This is a genomic window from Stenotrophomonas chelatiphaga, from assembly GCF_001431535.1.
Taxonomy (GTDB): domain Bacteria; phylum Pseudomonadota; class Gammaproteobacteria; order Xanthomonadales; family Xanthomonadaceae; genus Stenotrophomonas; species Stenotrophomonas chelatiphaga.
The window spans coordinates 1-20,111 of the sequence record NZ_LDJK01000026.1 but is presented as its reverse complement, the minus strand read 5'-3'; the positions used below and the strand labels follow the sequence as shown (position 1 = coordinate 20,111).

The following is a 20,111-nucleotide window of genomic DNA, read 5'->3' as shown; positions in this document are numbered from 1 at the left end:
CATCGCGCCGATTTGGATCGAACCAAATGCACTTGTCAGCGCCAACATGCGTGTTGCAGGATGGTCCGCGTTGCTCTGGGAGGAGACCGCAATGCCCCGTAATGCGTCTGACCGTGCGCGCCGCGCGCCGCTGTGCCTCGCGCTGGCCTTGGCCATGCTTCCCGCCGCCCATGCGGCTGCGCTGTCGACCTCGTTCGAAGCCGGCCAGCCGATGCCCCCCGCAGGCGCTGGCGGCCCGTTGAGCCTGCGCGTGGGCCCCGGCCCGGCCGACCCGTACGCAGCCAAGGCAGGCGTGGGATACAGCGGCCAGCGCGCCCTGCAGTACCGCAGCACCGGCGGCACTGCCCGGCAGGTCCTGCTGGCCACCGACCAGCAGATCGATGCGGACACCACGCTGAGCTGGATGGTCCTGCCGGAGATCGTCGACGGCGACACCGCCGCGTCCACCCATGTCTCGCTGGACCTGCTGCTCGATGATGGCCAACGCGTATCAGCCAGCGCGGCGCGAGACCAGCACGGGGTCGCACTGGGCGCCACGGCGCAGGGCGATTCGAAGACGCTGTATCCGCAGCAATGGGCGCGCAAGGCCGTGCGCCTGGGCGAGGTGCCCGGATTGCGCGGTCGCCGCGTGGTGGCCATCGAACTGGAAGTGGCCAGCGCAGCCGGCGCGCCGGTGTCGGGCTGGATCGACGATGTACGGCTGGAGGCGACGCCGTCGGTCGTGCCGGCGCGGCCGTCCGACTGGGTGCTCACCACGCGCGGCACCCAGTCCAATGGGCGCTTCTCGCGTGGCAACAACTATCCCGCCACGGCACTGCCGCATGGCTTCAACTTCTGGACTCCGGTGACCGACGCCGGCGTGCTGAACTGGCTGTACCGCTGGAACGAGCACAACGACGCCGACAACCGCCCGCGCCTGCAGGCGTTGTCACTCAGCCACCAGCCGAGCCCGTGGATGGGTGACCGGCAGACCTTCCAGGTGATGCCCTCGGCCAGCCGCGGCGTGCCCGAAGCCGACCGCGCCAAGCGCGCGCTGGCGTTCTCGCACGACCAGGAAAACGCACGCCCGTACCGCTACGACGTGCGTTTCGACAACGGCATCGCGGCCTCCATCGCCCCGACCGACCATGCCGCGCTGTTCCGCTTCCAGTTCCCGGCCACCGGCGATGCCAACCTGCTGTTCGACAATGTCGATGCGCGCGGCGGGCTGACCCTGGACGCCGCCAGCCAGACGCTTTCCGGCTACACCGACGTGCGCAGCGGCCTGTCCAACGGCGCCACCCGCATGTACGTGGTGGCGGGTTTCGACCGTCCGTGGCGCAGCAGCGGCACGCTCGACACCGGACGCCCCACCGGCTACATCAAGTTCGATCCGGGCAGCGATCGCCAGGTCAACATGCGCATCGCCACCTCGTTGATCTCGGTGGAACAGGCACGCCATAACCTCGCCCTGGAACTGAGCGCCGACGACACCCTGGAGCGCGTCGCCGCACGCGCGCAGGATGCATGGGACGCACGGCTGGGCGCCTTCGACATCGGCGACGCCAGCGAGGACCAGAAGACCACGCTGTATTCCAACCTCTACCGCCTGTACCTGTTCCCCAATTCCGGCCACGAGAACGTCGGTACCGCGCAGGCGCCGGAGTGGCGCTACGCCAGCCAGGCCAGCGCGGCCGAGGACAACACCGATGGCAGCGCGGTGCGCAGCTTCGCACCGGTGCGCGACGGCAAGGTGTACGTCAACAATGGATTCTGGGACACCTTCCGCACCACCTGGCCGGCCTACGCGTTGTTCCGCGCCGATGATGCCGGCGCCCTGGTGCAGGGCTTCCTGGAGCAGTACAAGGCGGGCGGCTGGGTCGCACGCTGGTCCTCGCCGGGCTATGCCGACCTGATGGTCGGCACCAGCTCGGACGTCGCCTTCGCCGATGCCTGGCTGAAGGGCGTGCGCGGCTTCGACGTGGACACCGCGTACGACGCAGCGCTGCGCAATGCCACGGTGGTGCCACCGGATCGGCATGTCGGCCGCAAGGGCATGGACCGTTCCACCTTCACCGGCTTTGCCAGCGCCGACGTGCACGAAGGGATGTCGTGGACGATGGAAGGCGCGCTCAACGATTTCGGCATCGCCAACATGGCAACGCGGCTCGCCAGCGACGCCGGCTCGAGCGCCGAGCGTGAGCGCTATGCCACTGAGGCGGATTACTTCGGCCATCGTGCGGCGGCCTATTCAACGATGTTCGACCCGGCTGCGGGCTTCTTCCAGGGCCGGCGCGAAGATGGCAGCTGGCGGGTGGACGCCAAGGACTACGACGCACGCGTCTGGGGCCATGACTACACCGAATCCAATGGCTGGACCTTCGCCTTCACCGCTGCCCACGATGGCGAAGGACTGGCAGCGCTGTACGGTGGACGCGAGGCGCTCGCCGCCAAGCTGGATGCGTTCTTCGCCACCCCGGAAACCGCGGATCCGGCATTTGCCGGTTCCTACGGCGGGCTGATCCATGAAATGACCGAAGCCCGCGATGTACGCATGGGCATGTACGCACACAGCAACCAGCCCTCGCACCACATCCCGTGGGTGTACCTGTACACCGGCCAGCCATGGAAGACCCAGAAGCATGTGCGCGAGATCCTGGCGCGCCTGTACGTGGGCAGCGAGATCGGACAGGGCTACCCCGGTGACGAGGACAACGGCGAGACCTCGGCCTGGTATGTGTTCGCTTCCCTGGGCCTGTATCCGCTGCGGATGGGCGCACCGGAATATGCGATCGGCTCGCCATTGTTCCGCCACGCCAGGGTCACCCTGCAGGACGGCGCGGTGCTGACGGTGAACGCGGCGGACAACTCCCCCGCCAACGTGTACGTGCAGTCGTTGAAGGTCAACGGCAAGCCATGGACGAAGACCTGGCTGCCGCACGAGATCATCGCCGCCGGCGCCACGCTGGACTTCCAGATGGGTCCGCAACCCTCGCGCTGGGGCACCGGCGAAGGCGATGTGCTGCCGTCGCTGACCGCACGCGGCGAGCGCCCTGCCCTGCTGCATGACCTGCTGGCCAAGGGCGCGCAGGCGCGGCTGGAAGACGGCCGCGCGCTGGACGCGCTGGTCGATGACAACGCCACGACCGCCGCCCCGCTGGGCGCGAAGGCAACGGTGGTGTTCAGCGACGTCGCTGCCGGCGCCCCCACGATGTACACCCTGACCAGCGGCGAGAACAGCATCCGCGGCGGCGCATGGGCGCTGGAAGCACGTACCGCCGGTGGTCGCTGGTCCACGCTGGATGCGCGCACGTCCGAAGACTTCGCCTGGGCCCGCCAGACCCGCCCGTTCCGCATCGCCAAGCCGGGCCGCTACGCCGAATACCGGCTGCGCATCGCCGCACCCGGACGCATGCAGCTGGCGGAAGTGGAGCTGCTGGCCAAGGAGTCGACACCATGAGCCGTGCTGCGCGCTACCTGCGGCCGGCCGCACTGGCGGCGCTGGCCCTGCTTGCTCCAGCAGCAGCATGTGCGTTTGAATCCACGCAGCAGCAGGGCGGCGTGACTTTGCGCTACCAGGACGCCCGCGATGCGCTGCCGGAGGCGATGCGCGAGCGGATCATCGGCACGTTCTTCAAGGCCTATCTGCCGCAGCGCGCCGACTTCCATCCGAAGGCACCGAGCCAGACCGCCATCGTGATCGATCCGGCGTACGACGGCATCGCCTTTGTCGGCGAGAAGGCCAAGGCGGCCACCATCACCCTCAATCCGGCGTGGCTGGACAAGCACCCGGGCGACACCGACCTGGTGACCCATGAGGCGATGCACATCGTGCAGGGCTACCCCGAGTACGCCAATGAACGCGTCCCGGGCTGGCTGGTGGAAGGCATCGCCGACTACGCGCGTGACCGCTATGGCGTGGACAATGCCGCCGCCGGCTGGGCGTTGCCGCTGACGGTGCAGGACGGGCAGGATTTCGATACCGGCTACCGGGTCACCGGCGCGTTCCTGAAGTGGAGCGAGGCCGCTTGGCCGGGACTGGTAAAGACACTGGATGGCGCCCTGCGCAGCGGCCGCTACACCCCGGCGCTGTGGCAACAACACACCGGCCAGCCCCTGCCCGCCCTGTGGGCCGCCTACGCCAAAGCGCGACAAGACCGGTAACGCCGAGCCCCGCTCGGCGCTACCCGCACCCGCACCCGCACCCGCACACCATCCGACGAAGAGCCCCCTTGTTGTTCAAGGGGGCGCGCCAACGGCGCGGGGATAAGGTGGAATGCGCGGGCAAACCGCTGGCGGTTTGCTCAAGGGGGCGCGCCAACGGCGCGGGGATAAGGTGGAATGCGCGGGCAAATCGAGCCTGCGAAGAAGGCTTACGCCTTCTTCTCGGCCTCGATTTGCTTGCGGATCTGCGCATCCACCGCAGCGATCGCGGTCATGTTCAAAATCCGGCGCGAGGTCGCGCTGCTGGTCAGGATGTGCGCCGGCTTGGCCACGCCCATCAGGATCGGCCCGATCGCCACGCCATCGGTGAACACGCGCACCAGGTTGTAGGCGATGTTGGCCGCTTCCAGGTTCGGCAGCACGAACAGGTTGGCACGGCCGGTCAGGGTGGAGCCCGGCAGCAGCTTCTGCCGCAGCGCTTCGTCCCAGGCGGTGTCGCCCTGCATCTCACCGTCCACGTTCAGGCGCGGGTTGCGCTTGAGCAGCATCTCGCGGACCTGGCGCATCTTCAGCGCATCCTTCGAATCGTGGCTGCCGAAGTTGGAGTGCGACAGCAGCGCCACGTTCGGTTCGATGCCGAACAGCTTCATGCGGTAGGCCGCCTGCAGCGTGGCTTCGGTCAGCTGTTCGGCCGTGGGATCTTCCTGCACGTGGGTATCCACGAAGAAGAACACGCCCTGCTGGTTGATCACCCCGGTCATCGCCGAGGTCGAGGTGACCTTGGACTCCAGCGGCAGCACGCTGCGCACGTAACCCAGCTTCTTGTGGAAGCGGCCGACCACGCCGGTCAGCAGTGCATCGGCTTCGCCGCGCGCCACCATCACCGCGGCGATCAGGGTCGGGCGCGAACGCATCAGGTTCTTCGCCGCGGCCACGGTCACGCCACGACGGCCGGTCAGCGCGTGGTAGTACTGCCAGTACTCGTTGAAGCGCGGATCATCGTTGATGTTGGTGACCTGCACGTTCTCGCCGATCTTCAGGCGCAGGCCCAGGCGTTCGATGCGTGCCTCGATGACGTCCGGGCGACCGATCAGGATCGGATGCGCCAGATCCTCGTCGACCACGTTCTGCACCGCCTGCAGCACCACTTCTTCCTCGCCTTCGGCATACACCACGCGCTGCTTGTCGGTGCGCGCGCGGTCGTACACCGGCTTCATCATCAGGCTGGTGCGGTAGACGAACTCGGACAGCTTCTGGCGGTAGGCGGCCATGTCGGCGATCGGCCGCGCGGCCACGCCGGAATCCATCGCCGCCTGTGCCACGGCAGCGGACAGCTCCACCAGCAGGCGGCGGTCGAACGGGCGCGGAATCAGGTATTCCCGGCCGAAGCTCGGGGTGTCACCGCCGTAGGCCGAGCCCATGTCGGTAGCCGCACGGCGTGCCAGCGCGGCGATGGCGCGCACGCAGGCGATCTTCATTTCTTCGTTGATCGCGGTGGCGCCCACGTCCAGCGCGCCGCGGAACAGGTAAGGGAAGCACAGGACGTTGTTGACCTGGTTCGGGTAGTCCGAACGACCGGTGCCGATGATCGCGTCGGCGCGTACCGCGCGCACGTCTTCGGGCATGATTTCCGGGGTCGGGTTGGCCAGCGCGAAGATCACCGGGTCCGGCGCCATGGTCTTGACCATGTCGGCGGTCAGGATGCCCGGTGCCGACAGGCCCAGGAAAATGTCCGCGCCGTCGACGATCTCGGCCAGGGTGCGCTTGTCGGTATCACGCGCGTAACGCGCCTTTTCCGGGTCCAGGTCGCTGCGGCCGGTGTGGATCACGCCCTCGCGGTCGAAGGCCAGGATGTTTTCCGGCTTCAGGCCCAGCTGCACCAGCATGTTGACGCAGGAAATGCCGGCCGCGCCCATGCCCGTGGTCGCCAGCTTCACTTCTTCGATCTTCTTGCCGGTGATCGCCATGGCGTTCAGCACCGCGGCGCCGACGATGATCGCCGTGCCGTGCTGGTCGTCATGGAACACCGGGATCTTCATCCGCTCGCGCAGCTTGCGCTCGACGATGAAGCACTCCGGTGCCTTGATGTCTTCCAGGTTGATGCCGCCGAAGGTCGGCTCCAGCGAGGCGATGATGTCGACCAGCTTGTCCGGGTCCAGCTCGTCGATTTCGATGTCGAACACATCGATGCCGGCGAATTTCTGGAACAGCACGCCCTTGCCTTCCATCACCGGCTTGCCGGCCAGCGGACCGATGTTGCCCAGGCCCAGCACGGCGGTACCGTTGGAAATCACCGCGACCAGGTTGCCACGTGCGGTGAGCTCGCTGGCCTGCTGCGGGTCGGCCATGATCGCTTCACAGGCGTAGGCAACGCCGGGCGAATAGGCCAACGACAGATCACGCTGGGTCAGCATCGGCTTGGTCGCCGTGACCTTGATCTTGCCCGGCGGCGACATGCGGTGGTAATCGAGGGCGGCCTGTTTGAAATCTTCTTTGGACATCGACGTTGGGCACATGAATGGGCAAGGGGGACAGGGGATCATACCCCCGTTGTTCGGGCTGGACCTGTCGCGGGGCTGTCGCGCGTGTGCTGCAGCGCACCAACCGGCGTGTTGCCGGCGTACTGCGGAGCATCGCGCTGCACCCTCCCTGCGGGTGTGACAGCAAGGTGGCAGGTACCGCGGAAAAAGCTGCGGGGCCACGTCATCGCTGACGGGCCCCGCATCCTGACGTGGAAGGGTCAGATCTTGGCAGAGGCAAGCGGCAGGGCCGCATCGACCGGCGGCGGCAGCTCGCTTTCGCGGCCGTCCAGCGCCAGCTTCAGGCGGTCACGGTCCAGCGCGCCTTCCCAGCGCGAGACCACCACGGTAGCCACCGCGTTGCCGATGAAGTTGGTCAGCGAGCGGCATTCGCTCATGAAGCGGTCCACGCCGAGGATCAGCGCCATGCCGGCCACCGGTACTTCCGGTACCACGGCCAGGGTGGCGGCCAGGGTGATGAAGCCGGCGCCGGTCACGCCGGCGGCGCCCTTGGAGCTCAGCATCGCCACCAGCAGCAGGGCGATCTGGTGGCCCAGGGTCAGCTCGGTGTTGGTGGCCTGGGCGATGAACAGCGCCGCCAGGGTCATGTAGATGTTGGTGCCGTCCAGGTTGAACGAATAGCCGGTGGGGACCACCAGGCCGACCACCGACTTGCTGCAGCCGGCGCGCTCCATCTTCTCCATCAGCGACGGCAGCGCCGATTCGGACGAGGAGGTGCCCAGCACCAGCAGCAGCTCAGCCTTCAGGTAACGCGCCAGCTTGAACACCGAGAAGCCGCACAGGCGGGCCACCGCGCCCAGGATCACCACCACGAACAGGAAGGCGGTCAGGTAGAACGAACCCACCAGCCAGGCCAGGTTGATCAGCGAACCGACCCCGTACTTGCCGATGGTGAAGGCGATCGCACCAAACGCGCCGATCGGGGCGGCCTTCATCAGGATATGCACCAGCTTGAACACCGGAGCGACCAGCGCTTCCAGGAAGTTCAGCACCGGCTTGCCCTTCTCACCCACCAGTGCCAGCGCGATGCCGAACAGCACCGCCACGAACAGCACCTGCAGGATGTTGCCGTCCACGAACGCGCTGACCAGCGTCTTGGGAATGATGTCCATCGCAAAGCCGATCAGGGTCAGGTCGTGCGACTTTTCGACATAGCTGTTGACCGCGGTCTGGTCCAGGTCGGCCGGGTTGATGTTCATGCCCGCGCCCGGCTGCACCACGTGCGCCACGATCATGCCCACCACCAGTGCCAGCGTGGAGAAGAACATGAAATAGGCCATCGCCTTGGCGAACACCCGGCCCACGGTGCGCAGGTGGGTCATGCCGGCGATGCCGGTGACGATGGTCAGGAAGATGACCGGGGCGATGATCATCTTCACCAGGTTGATGAAGGCATCACCCAGCGGCTTCATCTTCTCGCCGACCAGCGGCTCGTAATGGCCCAGGACGGCACCGAGGATGATGGCGACCACGACCTGGAAATACAGCTGGCGATAGAACGGCAGCGGCTTGGTCGGCACCGGGGAAGCGGCGGGAACGTGCATGGCGGGCTCCGGAAGGGACTGATGACGCCAACGCCACGAAGGACACGCGGCGCGGCATCGGATGGCGCCCTTTGTACGCCGCGCGGACGCATCAGCAGATAACCTATTGGTACTACCCCCCCGGTTCAGGCTGCCTCCGGGCGCTTTCTGCGCCTACACTGCGCCGGTCGCGACGACCCCGCACAGACCGGGGCGCGTGTAGATCCACCTTTCCCGAATAGAGACCTGCCGTCCCATGCGAATGACCCCGACCCTGCTTGCCCTGTCCCTGGCCGCCAGCCCGCTGCTGGCCAATGCCGCTGGTTTCGACAACTGGCCGACCAAGGTGTCGTTCGCTGATGGCACCGAGCTCGCCGCCACCGGCAACATCGCCTACGACTGGAACAATTTCTCCGGCGACATCGAAAACGCCGACGCGGTACGCCGCAAGGAATTCGGCGCCACGCTGAAGAAGAAGGGCGTGTATGACGCCATGGTGTACTACGACTTCCAGTCCGACACCTGGCTGGATGTGTACCTGCGCCTGGAAAGCAAGGCGTTCGTCGGCCAGGACATCGGCAAGTTCCGCGTCGGTTACATGAAGACCCCGGTCGGCCTGGATGCGGTGACCAGCTCGCGCGCCGGCAGCTTCATGGAATTCGCGATGCCGGTGCAGGCGTTCTACGCCGGCCGTCGCACCGGCCTGGACTGGGTGCTGGAGCGCCCCGCCTACCTGCTGCAGGCTGGCCTTTACGGTGGCAAGGACCTGCAGGGCGACAACCCCGGCACCATGCAGGCGCTGCGTGCGGTGTGGACCCCGGTCAAGGCCGAGGCGAACGTGCTGCACCTGGGCCTGGCGCTGTCGCAGGAAAACCCGCGTGGCTGGCGTGACGGCCGCGACGTGCACCACGAAGCGACCGCGCGTTTCCGCGCGCGTCCGGAGGCCGGCCTGACCGACCTCCGCCTGGTCGATTCCGGTGCGCTGGTCACCGCCGACAAGGTCAACCGCGCCGGTCTGGAAGGCATTTTCATCCGCGGTCCGTTCTCCATCCAGGCCGAAGCCCTGCAGGCCACCATCACCCGCGAAGGCAAGCCGGACTACACCGGCAACGGCCAGTACGTGATGGGCAGCTGGGTGCTGACCGGCGAATCGCGCCCGTACAGCGGTGGCGGCGTGGCCAACATCAAGCCGGCGCGTGACTACGGCGCGGTGGAAGTGCTGGCGCGCTACAGCCGCCTGGACCTGGACGACGCCGATGTGCTCGGTGGCCGTGAACACAACTGGACCCTGGGTGCCAACTGGTACCTGACCAGCCACTTCAAGTTCCAGGCCAACTACATCAAGGCCGATGCCAGCCGTCGCGGCGTGCATACCAAGCCGGAGATCTTCGAAGTCCGCGCCCAGATGCATTTCTGAGCCGGGCCGCGTGACTGAGCGGGTCATCGACCCGCTCTGCCCGTAGACTCTGTCCGCATGTACCGGCTCGGCCGCTACCGCAAGCTGGCCATGACCCTGCTGGTGATGATCGGCGGGACCGCGCTGTGCGCGGTATCGGCCGGGCATTTCGCCGGCCAGCGCGCATTGGCCGGCGAAAGCGCGCAGGTGCAGCGCCAGTTGCAGTTGTATGGCCAGGGCCTGCAGCAGCGGATCGATCGCTTCGGCACCCTGCCGCAGGTGATGGCGCTGGACCCGGACCTGCTGGCCGCGCTGCGCAGCGCACCTGATCCGGCGGGACGCCAGCGCCTGAACCTCAAACTGTCCCAGGCCAACCAGGTCACCCGCGCATCCACCCTGACCCTGGTCGGGCGCGATGGCGTGGCGGTGGCCGCCAGCAACTGGGACCAGCCCTCGACCAACGTCGGCGAAGACTACAGCTACCGGCCCTATTACCTGCAGGCGATGGCGGCCGGCCACGGCCGTTTCTACGGCATCGGCATGACCACCGGCGTGCCCGGTTACTTCCTGTCGCACGCCATCGACGATGCCGACGGCACCCGGCTGGGCGTGGTGGTGATCAAGATCGAGCTGTCCGCGCTGGAACAGGAGTGGGTCGCCAGCCCGGACATCGTCCTGGCCAGCGACAACCACGACGTGGTGTTCCTGGCCAACCAGGATCCCTGGCGCTACCGCCTGCTGCGGACCCTGGGCACGCAGGAACGCGAGGAGATGCTGGCCAGCCGCCAGTACGCGGACCGCTCCCTGCAACCACTGCGCGCACGTACCGAGCGGGTGCTGGACGATGGCGGGCGGATCGTGCGCATGGCCGACCCGGCGATGCCGCGTGCGCTGCTGTGGCAGACCATCGACCTGCCCGAAGAGAACTGGCACCTGCACCTGCTGCACGATGCCAGCGCGGCCGGCGCGGTGGCCCGCAGTGCGGCCATCGGCGGTGGCGCGGCGTGGTTGGCGCTGGGCTTCCTGGCGCTGTTCGTGCAGCAGCGGCGACGCCTTTCGGCGCATCGCCAGCGCAGCCGGCGCGAGCTGGAAACCCTGCTCAAGCAGCATGCCCAGGAGCTGCGCAGCGCGCAGGATGGCCTGCTGCAGGCCGCGCAGGACGCCGACCGCGGGCTGAGCCGCAGCCTGGAACACCTGCCGCAGGGCGTGGTGATCATCGACAGCCAGCAGCAGCTCGTGGCGTGGAATTCGCGCTATCTGGAACTGTTCCGCTTCCCGCCGGGGCTGGTGCAGGTGGGACGGCCGATCGAGGAGATTTTCCGCTTCAACGCGCGTCGCGGCCTGCTCGGGCCGGGGCCCATCGATGAAGCCATCGAACGCCGGCTCAACCACCTGCGCAGCGGACGGCCGCACATGCGCGAAAGCGAGAAAGACGACGGCACGGTGCTGGAAATCCGCGGAAATCCGCTGCCCGACGGCGGCTTCGTCACCAGCTATGCGGACATCACCAGTTACAAGAACGCCGCGCGCGAACTGCGCTCGCTGGCCGACGCACTGGAACACCGCGTGGCCGAGCGCACCCGCGATCTGGACGAAGCACGGCGCGAGGCCGAGCAGGCCAACCGCTACAAGACCCGCTTCGTCGCCTCTGCGGTGCATGACCTGCTGCAGCCGCTGAACGCCGCACGCATGTTCGTGTCGGTGCTGCGCGCCAAGCTGGCCGACGGCGAACAACAGCAGACCGCCGACCACATCGAAGCGGCGCTGTCAGCGCAGGATGCAATCCTGGTCAGCCTGCTGGATATCTCCCGGCTGGAATCGGGCAGCCTGCAGACGCGCGTGCGTGCGTTCGCGCTCAACCCGCTGCTGGAGACCCTTGCCCGCGAGTTCGGCATCGCCGCCGAAGGTCGCGGGCTGCAGCTGCACTGGGTGCCTACCGCCGCGGTGGTGGTGAGCGACGAGGCGCTGCTGCGGCGCATCCTGCAGAACTTCCTGTCCAATGCGCTGCGCTACACCCAGCGCGGCCGCGTGCTGCTGGGCTGCCGCCGCGAAGGCGGCCGGCTGTGGATCCAGGTGCACGACCAGGGTCCGGGCATCCCGGAGAGCCTGCACAAGGAGATCTTCGAAGAATTCCGCCGCCTGCACGATGGCCAGGAACGCGGCACCGGACTGGGCCTGGCGATCGTCGAACGCATCGGCCGCCTGCTGGGGCATCCGATCCGGCTGCGCTCGGTGCTGGGCAGCGGCTCGATGTTCGAAGTGGCGGTGCCGCTGGGCCGGGCAGAGGAGGTCGTGGCGTCGGTGCTGGTGCACGCGCCGGTGGTGGTGGAAACCACGGCTGACAGTCCGCTGCGTGGGCGCCGGGTATGGGCCATCGATGACGATGCGCATGTCAGCGCTGCCACGCGGGCGCTGCTGGAAAAATGGGGCTGCGACGTGGAGCAGTCCGAAGGCCCGCAGGCCGCGCTGGATGCGGCCCACGCCGGGCTGGCACCGGAACTGGTGCTGCTGGACGTGCGCATGGGCGAGTTCCATGGGCCGGCGCTGTATGAGGCGCTGTGCGAACGCTGGCAGGCGCGGCCGCCGGTGGTGCTGGTCACCGCCGAACGCGATGATGCGCTCCGGGCGCTGGCCGCCGACAACGGCTGGGGCTTCCTTGCCAAACCGGTGCGTCCGCCCGCCCTGCGCGCCCTGATGACCCAGCTGCTGCTGCGCCACCGCGGGTAAGGCCTGCGACGGATGGATTCCGCCGAGCGTGGCTCGGTGCCACAGGGCGGACGGTGCCGCGGTAGCGCCGACCCATGGTCGGCGAGCGCAGCGGCGCGGTTCGATGCCGCCGAGCGTGGCTCGGCGCTACCTTGGCCTACACCAGGCCGGCATCGCCTTCCGGCTCCAGCGCCTTCACCAGCACCGCAGCCTGCGTACGGCTGTGGCATTCCAGCTTCTTCAGGATGGCGGTGACATGCACCTTGACCGTGTTCTCTGCCAGGCCCAGCGTGTAGGCAATCTGCTTGTTCAACAGCCCATCGGCCAGGCACAGCAGCACGCGGAACTGCTGCGGGGTGAGCTGCGCAAGGCGACTGGCCAGCAGGGCATCGGCATCGGATCGCTCGGCGGCCATCGCCGGGAACCACAGCCCCCCATCCAGCACGGCCGCCACGGCTTCGCCGATGGTCTCCGGCGGCACCGATTTGGGAATGAACCCGGCGGCGCCGAACTGCTGCGCACGGCGGATGACACGCGGGTGGTCATTGGAAGACAGGATCACCACCGGGATGTCCGGATGCGCGCCGCGCACATGCAGCAGCGCGGAAAACCCGTGCGCGCCGGGCATGGTCAGGTCCAGCAGCACCAGGTCCACATCCGGGTGCTGGTCCAGCGCCTGTTCCAGCGCCTCGGCACTGGCCACCTCGCGTACGTTGACCTGGGGCAGGCCCTGCCGCAGCGAATGCACCACGGCAGCACGCAGCAGGGGATGGTCGTCGGCAACCAGCAGGTTCAGTTCGCTCATGCGGGCATTGTAGGGCCGACTTCCGTCGGCCGTGCGCTACCGCGCTGGGCGCATGCTGCTGTTCCAGGCGTCCAGGAACTGCCGCCGCTTCAGCGCATCCAGGTAGACCAGCAATCCCGGCCCGAGCTGGATCGGCCGCAGGTTGCGCTCCGGGCTGCCGTTGCGCGTCGCGCCGCCGCGCACGATCGGCATCAACCGGGCTTCGCGGGACAGCACCTGCTGGCCGCGCGGGGACAGCAGGTAATCGAGGAAGCGCCGCGCTTCGGCCGTGTTGCGCGCATTGCGCGGTATCACCGCGGTGCGCAGCATCACCAGCGTGTAGTCCTCCGGTTCGACGATGCCCAGCGGTTCACCGTCATCGATGCGCGCCTGGGCATACGAACCGAGCACGTTGTACACCAGTGACAGCTCGCCGCTGCTGACCTTGTCCAGCAGCACCCCGGTGCGCTCTTCCAGCAGCACCCGGTTGTCGCCCAGCGCGCCCAGCAGCGCACCGGCCATGCTGCCACGCTGCGCATCCTGCGTGGCCAGCAGGTAGCCGACGCTGCTGCGGTTGATGTCATAGGTGCCGACCCGCCCACGCAGCGGGGCATCCGGCGCGCGCAGCAGGTCCAGCAACTGGCGCCGCGTACGCGGGACGCGCGCGGCCGGCAGCGTGCGGGTGTTGTAGACCATCGCCACCGGCTCGTAGCTGATCCCGAAGGCCTCGCTGCGCCACTGCGCCCAACCGGGCAGCGCCTCGGTCTGTGGCGAGCGATGGGCCAGGGCATGGCCGTCGTTGACCAGCTTGGCCTGCAGATCCATGCCACTGGAAATCAACAGGTCGGCCGAGGCGGGCCCGTTCCGCTCGCGAAGGAAGCGCGCGTGCAGGTCCTGGGTGATGATGTCCTCGTACACCACTTCCGTTCCCGGATGCAGGCGCTGGTAGTCGGCGATCACCACGGCGAATACTTCGATGTCGGTCGAACCATGGATGCGCAGCTGCGCGTTGGCGGGCCCGGTTGCGGCGAAACGCTGTACGTCGCCAGGTGCGGCAGCGGCCACCGCCCCCCACAGCAGCAGCGTGAACAGCGTCATCTGGCGGATCATGCGTGGCTCCGGGGCAATGCGATGGTGGCCACCAGGCCCCCTTCGCGACGGTTGGAAAGATCGATCCGGCCAGCGTGCGCATCCACCACGCGCTTGACGATGGCGAGCCCCAGCCCGGCCCCGCCGGCAGCGGCGCCTTCGCCGCGCGCGAAGCGCTCGAACACCCGTTCGGCATCGCCGGGCGCGATGCCCGGGCCATGGTCGGCGATGGTCAGCAGGGCCGTGTCGCCGTCCAGGGTCAGGGCGACCTGCAACGGCGCCGCGCCACTGTACTTGATGGCGTTGTCGATCAGGTTCTTGATCGCCTCGCGCAGCAACAGCGCATCACCCTGCACCCACACCGGTCCGGTGCTCATCGCAAGGTGCACGCGTGGGATCGGTTCCACCTGGGGCACGGCCTCGTGCAGCGCCTGGTGGACGGTCTCGGCGAGATCCACCGGCGCGTAGCGCTGCAGGTTGGCGCGGTGGATCACGCTGGCATCGCTGAGCAGCTGGTTGAGCAGGCGGCTCATGTGGCTGGCATTGCGTTCGATCGCCAGCAGGCTGCGACGCATGTCCTCCGGCTCCTCGTCATCCAGCGCCAGCTGCGCCTGCGCCCGCAGCGCCGCCAGCGGCGTGCGCATCTGGTGCGCGGCTTCGGCCATGAACGAGCGCAGCGTCTCGTTGCTGCTGGACAACCGGCCCATGAAGCGGTTCAGCGCGGCGACCATCTGGTCCATTTCACGTGGCACGTGGGCGTCCAACGGACGCAGGTCGGACGGCTCGCGCCGCGACAGCTCGCGCTCCACCCGCACCAGCGGACGGAATGCGCGGTGCACGCCGACACCGACCAGCGCCAGCGACAGCAGCGACAGCACGGTGATCGCCAGCAGCGCGCGGTTCACCATCTCCTGCGCGAGCGCTTCGCGCGCACGCCGGGTCTGCCCGACCTGGACCTGCACCTCGCCCTGCGCCGAAGGCGATGACAGGTTGCGCGCCACCACCACGAAACGCACGGTTTCTCCGCTGTACGGCGCGTCGAACAAGGCCGGTGCATCACCGTGCCCGTTGATGCTGCGCGGCACCGGCGGCAGGTCGCCATAGCCGGTGATCAGCGCGCCGCGACTGTCCGCCACGCGATAGAACACCCGGTCTTCCGGCGCCATCGCCAGCAGGTCCAGCGCCGCATACGGCAGGTCGACCTGCCACTGGCCGTCGACCAGCGCCACCGAATCGGCGATGGACAGCGCCGAGGACACCAGCAGGTGGTCGTAGGAACGGTTCGCCGCACGCTGCCCGTAGTCGCGCGCGGCGAACAGCAGGGCGACCGCGAACACCGCCAGCAATGCGCCCAGGTACAGCGTCAGCGTGCGCCGCAGCGACGCCGGGCGCTGCCGCTCACGCGGGTGCATCGATGCCCCCGTCGGTCGCGTCCACGGCTTCCAGCATGTAGCCCACACCGCGCACGGTGACGATGCGCAGCGGCGCGGCGGCCAGCTTGCGGCGCAGCCGGCCGACATACAGTTCGATGGCATTCGGCCCGGCTTCGTCGTCGAAGCCGAACAGCCCATTGCCGATCTCGTCCTTGCCGACCACCTGCCCCAGCCGGCCGACCAGGATCTCCAGCAGGCGGAATTCGCGGTTGGGCAGTTCGATCAGTTCGCCGTCCAGGCTGACGCGGTGCGCGGCGTTGTCGAACTGGAACCCGCCGATCTGCACCAGTTCGCTGGCCTGGCCGCGCGCGCGGCGCAGCAGCACGCGGCAGCGCGCTTCGAATTCGCGGAAATCGAAGGGCTTGCCGAGATAGTCATCGGCACCCACGTCCAGCGCCTGCACGCGGTCTTCGATGCCGTCGCGGGCGGTGAGCATCAGTACCGGGGTGCTGTCACCGCGTTCGCGCATGCCGGCCAGCACGCGCAGGCCGTCCAGTTTGGGCAGGCCGATGTCCAGCACCACCAGGTCGAAGCTCTGGTAGCGCAGCACGCTGGCGGCGGCCAGTCCGTCGGATTGCCAGTCGACGGCGTGGCCGTTGCGGCGCATGCGGCGGACGATGGCATCGGCGAGGTCCGGGTTGTCTTCGACCAGCAGCAGGCGCATGCGGTTGTCGGGTACGGGGGAGTGGAGATGCTAACGCACGGGCGGTGGATCGAACGGCTGATGCGCGTTCGCGGCTGGCTTTGGAGCTGGGCTACGGGTTGGCGACGGGCGGGGTGGGTATGCGGGGCACGCGCAAGTACGTCCATGTAGCTCTTCGCGGCTCCTGCCGCTCAAGGCCCCGCATACCCGCCCCGCCCATCGCCCTGAGGGTTTCCCGGCTGCTGCAGGCCGCGTATGAAGGAACAAAAAGCGGTAGCGCCGAGCCGTGCTCGGCGGACGGATAGGGGCCGGAATCGCGCGGGTTTCGCTGCGCTGCACAAACCGCTGACAGGTGAATGACAGCTTGCTGGGCCGAGACTGCGGCCTCGCATCCGTTCCGGGTGCCCACGTTGGCCGCGCGCCGGGCGCGCACCTGGGAGGGTTTGTGGATCGTTTCACTGTTCGTTGGTCGGCGGTTGGTTCCTGTGCGATGGCCGCCTGTACCGTGTTTGCTGCTGCGCCAGCCGTTGCCGCCGACGATGACCGGCCGGTCACCGCCGAGATCGGCGGGCGGCTGCATCTGGATTTCGCCAGCTTCGACAATGATGGCCGCGGTACGCCGAACAAGGACGATACCGAGGTGCGCCGTGCGTGGCTTGACGTATCCGGCAAGTTCTTCGTGGTCGACTACAAGATGGAAGCCGACTTTTCCGGTGACCGGGTCGAGGCGAAAGATGTGTACCTGAGCCGCAGCTTTGGCGATGCCGGCCGGCTCACCGTCGGTCAGTTCAAGCAGTACTTCTCGCTGGACGACCGTACCGGCTCCAACTACGGCAGCTTCCTGGAACGCGGCAACGCCGGCACCTCGCTGGCGCCGCTGTACCGGCTGGGGGCGTCGTGGCAGGCCAACCCGGGTGACTTCACCTGGGCAGCCAGCCTGTACAGCCTGGAAAGCATTGATGCCTGGCAGGTCAAGGGCCGTGCCGCCGGTGGCCGCGCCACGTGGGCACCGAGCCCCGCCGCCGGCGACGTGCTGCACCTGGGTGTCTCGGTAGCGCGCGAGCTCTACGACAACCCCGGTGCCAGCGGTGCGCCCGGACTGCGCATCCGCCCGCGCCCGGCCGGTCACCTGTCCGATGAAAGCCGCCTGACCCTGGTCGACTTCTCCGCGGGCCGCGATACCGACGTGGACAAGTGGTCGCTGGAGTACGCGCAGGTGCGTGGGCCGTGGTCCTGGCAGGGCGAGTTCAGCGGCGCCACGTTCGACGACGGCCTGCAGCGCGGCAAGGTGCTGGCCGGCTACGGCATGCTCAGCTGGTTCGTGACCGGTGAGTCGCGCGGCTACGACCGCAAGACCGGTCGCTTCGCCCGCATCAAGGATATCCGGCACAAGGCCGGCGCCTTCGAACTGGCGCTGCGCTACGACCAGATGCGCGGTGACCAGCACCTGGTCGGCCTGCCCGACCTGCGCGACGGCAGCACCGAGGCGTGGACGCTGGGCGGCAACTGGTACCTGCGCGACAACCTGCGCTTCATGCTCAACCTGATCGAAAGCCGCAACCGCGACCGCCTGGCCGACGTCACCGTTGACCGCACGCGCGCCGTCACCGGCCGCCTGCAGTTCGATTTCTGATGCTCCCCCGCTCTCCCCTCCCCCTTCCGCACTGATACCCAAGGAGTCCGCAGATGATGCTCAGCATCCTCGGCTTTGGCATGGTCATTACGTTCATGTACTTGATCATGAGCAAGCGACTGTCGCCGCTGGTCGCCCTGATCACCGTCCCGATCATCTTCGCCCTGCTCGGTGGCTTCGGCGCCGGCATCGACGAAATGATGCTCGACGGCATCAAGAAGATCGCCCCCACCGGCGTCATGCTGATGTTCGCCATCCTGTACTTCGGGGTGATGATCGATGCCGGCCTGTTCGATCCGCTGGTGCGGGTCATCCTCAACGTGGTCAAGGGCGATCCGCTGAAGATCGTCATGGGCACCGCCGTGCTGGCGATGCTGATCTCGCTGGATGGCGATGGCTCGACAACCTACATGATCACCGTATCGGCCATGCTGCCGCTGTACCGGCGGCTGGGCATGAACGCACTGAACATGACCTGCGTGACCATCCTCGCCGGCGGTGTGATGAACCTCACCCCGTGGGGCGGGCCGACCGCGCGTGCGGCCACCGCGCTGCACGTGGATCCGGCCGATGTGTTCGTGCCGCTGATTCCTTCGATGGTGATCGCCTGCGCCGGCATCCTGGTGCTGGCGTGGTACCTCGGCATGAAGGAGCGCCGTCGGCTGGGCGTGATGACCCTGCCGCAGGGCGGTTCGTGGATGGACTCCAGCGTGTCCGACGATGGGGATGCGCTGCCGACCGTGGAAGATGCCGAAGACATCAAGCGCCCGAAGCTGCTGTGGGTCAACTTCGGGCTGACCGCCGCACTGATGGCCGCGCTTATCATGGGCCTGCTGCCGATGCCGATCCTGTTCATGGTGGGCTTCGCCATTGCGCTGGTGATCAACTACCCGAACCTGGCCGAGCAGCGCCGTCGCGTGGTCAACCACGCCGGCAACGTGCTGTCGGTGGTGTCGCTGATCTTCGCCGCCGGCATCTTCACCGGCATCCTCAACAACACCGGCATGGTCGAAGCGATGTCGCACAGCTTCCTGGCCATCATCCCGGAAAGCTGGGGGCCATATCTGGCGGTGATCACCGCGCTGGCGTCGATGCCGTTCACCTTCTTCATGTCCAACGATGCCTTCTACTTCGGCGTGCTGCCGATCCTGTCCGAGGCCGCCGGCAACTACGGCATCACGCCGGTGGAAATGGCCCGCGCCTCATTGGCCGGCCAGCCGGTGCACCTGCTCAGCCCGCTGGTGCCCTCGACCTACCTGCTGGTCGGCCTGGCCAAAGTCGAGTTCGCCGACCACCAGAAGTTCACCCTGAAATGGGCGGTGCTGATTTCACTGCTGCTGATGGCTGGCAGCCTGCTGTTCGCGCTGTACCCGTTGGCCGCCTGATACGGCCCCGCCACAGGACCTGGAGAAGCAAATGACCCTTCGCATCGCATACGTCACCAGTGGCATGGGCAGTGTCGGCACTGCGATCTGCCAGACGCTGGCCCGCTCGGGCCACACCGTGGTCGCCGGCTGCGCACCGAACTCCCCGCGCAAGGCCGGCTGGCTGCGCGAGCAGCGTGACCTCGGCTTCGACTTCATCGCCTCTGAAGGCAACGCCACCGACTGGAGCTCCACCGCCGCGGCCTTCGCCAAGGTGCGCGCCGATGTCGGCGAGGTCGACGTGCTGGTCAACAATTCCGGTGGCAGCCGCGATGTGCTGTTCCGGCAGATGAGCGCCGATGACTGGAATGCGGTGATGGCATCCAACCTCAACTCCCTGTTCAACATCACCAAACAGGTAGTGGATGGCATGGCCACCCGCGGCTGGGGGCGCATCATCAACATCGGCTCGGTCAGCGCGCACAAGGGCCAGATCGGCCAGGTGAACTTCGCCACGGCGAAGGCGGCGATGCACGGGTTCAGCCGCGCGCTGGCCGCGGAGGTGGCTGCGCGCGGGGTGACGGTGAACACCATCTCACCCGGTTATATCGCCAGCCAGGCGATCAGCAGCTTTCCACCGGACGTGCTGGACCGGTTGGCTGCCTCGGTACCGATCCGCCGCCTTGGCAAGCCGGAAGAAGTGGCCGCACTGTGCGGTTGGCTGGCGTCGGATGAGGCGGCGTATGTGACCGGTGCCGACTATCCGGTGAACGGCGGCCTGTACATGGGGTGATGCGCGGGTAGATGGTTGACGGTAGGCAGGTAGGTAGGCAGGTAGGCAGCATCTGACGCTGCCG

At 67.7% G+C, this 20,111-nt stretch carries 12 protein-coding genes and 1 pseudogene; 7 read left to right on the top strand and 6 right to left on the bottom strand.

The genetic code is table 11. The features are described from left to right. Positions 1–91: 91 nt before the first annotated feature. Positions 92–3,439 (top strand): GH92 family glycosyl hydrolase, encoded by a 3,348-nt coding sequence (locus ABB28_RS07400; protein ID WP_057508020.1) that lies wholly within the window; start codon positions 92–94, stop codon positions 3,437–3,439. Beyond that, positions 3,436–4,163 (top strand): annotated as a pseudogene (locus ABB28_RS07395) (basic secretory protein-like protein); the annotation flags it as partial. The gene ABB28_RS07400 and the pseudogene ABB28_RS07395, both read left to right, overlap by 4 nt. A gap of 189 nt (positions 4,164–4,352) precedes the next feature. Here the strand turns inward: ABB28_RS07395 and ABB28_RS07390 are convergent. Beyond that, entirely contained in the window at positions 4,353–6,644 is a 2,292-nt protein-coding gene (locus tag ABB28_RS07390; RefSeq protein ID WP_057508018.1) for an NADP-dependent malic enzyme, read from the bottom strand. Between the two features lie 239 nt (positions 6,645–6,883). Continuing rightward, a complete protein-coding gene (locus ABB28_RS07385; RefSeq protein WP_057508017.1) occupies positions 6,884–8,227 on the bottom strand; it encodes a dicarboxylate/amino acid:cation symporter in 1,344 nt (447 codons plus the stop codon). 235 nt (positions 8,228–8,462) lie between these two features. Here ABB28_RS07385 and ABB28_RS07380 point away from each other — a divergent pair, with 235 nt between their 5' ends. Together ABB28_RS07380 and ABB28_RS07375 are read left to right on the top strand one after the other, a co-directional pair. Further along, entirely contained in the window at positions 8,463–9,623 is a 1,161-nt protein-coding gene (locus ABB28_RS07380; protein WP_057508016.1) for an OprO/OprP family phosphate-selective porin, read from the top strand. A 57-nt stretch (positions 9,624–9,680) separates the two neighbouring features. Continuing rightward, positions 9,681–12,329, top strand: a complete 2,649-nt coding sequence (locus ABB28_RS07375; RefSeq protein ID WP_057508015.1) for a hybrid sensor histidine kinase/response regulator — start codon at positions 9,681–9,683, stop codon at positions 12,327–12,329. A 136-nt stretch (positions 12,330–12,465) separates the two neighbouring features. On the opposite strand, the gene ABB28_RS07370 is transcribed toward ABB28_RS07375, so the two are convergent. From ABB28_RS07370 to ABB28_RS07355, 4 genes are read right to left on the bottom strand one after another with little or no spacing between them, the layout of a single operon-like run. Then, a complete protein-coding gene (locus tag ABB28_RS07370; protein WP_042614680.1) occupies positions 12,466–13,113 on the bottom strand; it encodes a response regulator in 648 nt (215 codons plus the stop codon). 36 nt (positions 13,114–13,149) lie between these two features. Further along, positions 13,150–14,202 carry an ABC transporter substrate-binding protein gene (locus ABB28_RS07365; protein ID WP_057508014.1) on the bottom strand — a complete coding sequence of 351 codons (1,053 nt, stop codon included), beginning with the start codon at positions 14,200–14,202 and terminating at the stop codon, positions 13,150–13,152. Continuing rightward, positions 14,199–15,593 (bottom strand): sensor histidine kinase, encoded by a 1,395-nt coding sequence (locus ABB28_RS07360; protein WP_057508013.1) that lies wholly within the window; start codon positions 15,591–15,593, stop codon positions 14,199–14,201. Before ABB28_RS07360 ends, ABB28_RS07365 begins: the two co-directional genes overlap by 4 nt. Then, positions 15,580–16,278 (bottom strand): response regulator transcription factor, encoded by a 699-nt coding sequence (locus ABB28_RS07355; protein ID WP_057508012.1) that lies wholly within the window; start codon positions 16,276–16,278, stop codon positions 15,580–15,582. Before ABB28_RS07355 ends, ABB28_RS07360 begins: the two co-directional genes overlap by 14 nt. A gap of 469 nt (positions 16,279–16,747) precedes the next feature. Between ABB28_RS07355 and ABB28_RS07350 the strand changes: the two genes are divergently transcribed. From ABB28_RS07350 to phbB, 3 genes are read left to right on the top strand one after another with little or no spacing between them, the layout of a single operon-like run. Continuing rightward, positions 16,748–17,890: an OprO/OprP family phosphate-selective porin gene (locus ABB28_RS07350; RefSeq protein ID WP_057508011.1), complete on the top strand. Its 1,143-nt coding sequence runs from the start codon at positions 16,748–16,750 to the stop codon at positions 17,888–17,890. Between the two features lie 56 nt (positions 17,891–17,946). Next, on the top strand, positions 17,947–19,275 hold the full coding sequence (locus tag ABB28_RS07345) for a CitMHS family transporter (protein WP_057508034.1): 1,329 nt from the start codon (positions 17,947–17,949) through the stop codon (positions 19,273–19,275). A 31-nt stretch (positions 19,276–19,306) separates the two neighbouring features. Then, the gene (gene phbB / locus ABB28_RS07340; RefSeq protein WP_057508010.1) at positions 19,307–20,047 is read left to right on the top strand and encodes an acetoacetyl-CoA reductase; all 741 of its coding nucleotides are present in this window, start codon (positions 19,307–19,309) and stop codon (positions 20,045–20,047) included. The last annotated feature ends 64 nt before the right edge of the window (positions 20,048–20,111 follow it).

Coding starts and splice junctions, on each gene's coding strand:
- ABB28_RS07350 (WP_057508011.1), top strand. CDS start 16,748: ATGGCCGCCTGTACCGTGTTTGCTGCTGCGCCAGCCGTTGCCGCCGAC.
- ABB28_RS07385 (WP_057508017.1), bottom strand. CDS start 8,227: ATGCACGTTCCCGCCGCTTCCCCGGTGCCGACCAAGCCGCTGCCGTTC.
- ABB28_RS07380 (WP_057508016.1), top strand. CDS start 8,463: ATGCGAATGACCCCGACCCTGCTTGCCCTGTCCCTGGCCGCCAGCCCG.
- ABB28_RS07390 (WP_057508018.1), bottom strand. CDS start 6,644: ATGTCCAAAGAAGATTTCAAACAGGCCGCCCTCGATTACCACCGCATG.
- phbB (WP_057508010.1), top strand. CDS start 19,307: ATGACCCTTCGCATCGCATACGTCACCAGTGGCATGGGCAGTGTCGGC.
- ABB28_RS07360 (WP_057508013.1), bottom strand. CDS start 15,593: ATGCACCCGCGTGAGCGGCAGCGCCCGGCGTCGCTGCGGCGCACGCTG.
- ABB28_RS07345 (WP_057508034.1), top strand. CDS start 17,947: ATGCTCAGCATCCTCGGCTTTGGCATGGTCATTACGTTCATGTACTTG.
- ABB28_RS07365 (WP_057508014.1), bottom strand. CDS start 14,202: ATGATCCGCCAGATGACGCTGTTCACGCTGCTGCTGTGGGGGGCGGTG.
- ABB28_RS07355 (WP_057508012.1), bottom strand. CDS start 16,278: ATGCGCCTGCTGCTGGTCGAAGACAACCCGGACCTCGCCGATGCCATC.
- ABB28_RS07375 (WP_057508015.1), top strand. CDS start 9,681: ATGTACCGGCTCGGCCGCTACCGCAAGCTGGCCATGACCCTGCTGGTG.
- ABB28_RS07370 (WP_042614680.1), bottom strand. CDS start 13,113: ATGAGCGAACTGAACCTGCTGGTTGCCGACGACCATCCCCTGCTGCGT.
- ABB28_RS07400 (WP_057508020.1), top strand. CDS start 92: ATGCCCCGTAATGCGTCTGACCGTGCGCGCCGCGCGCCGCTGTGCCTC.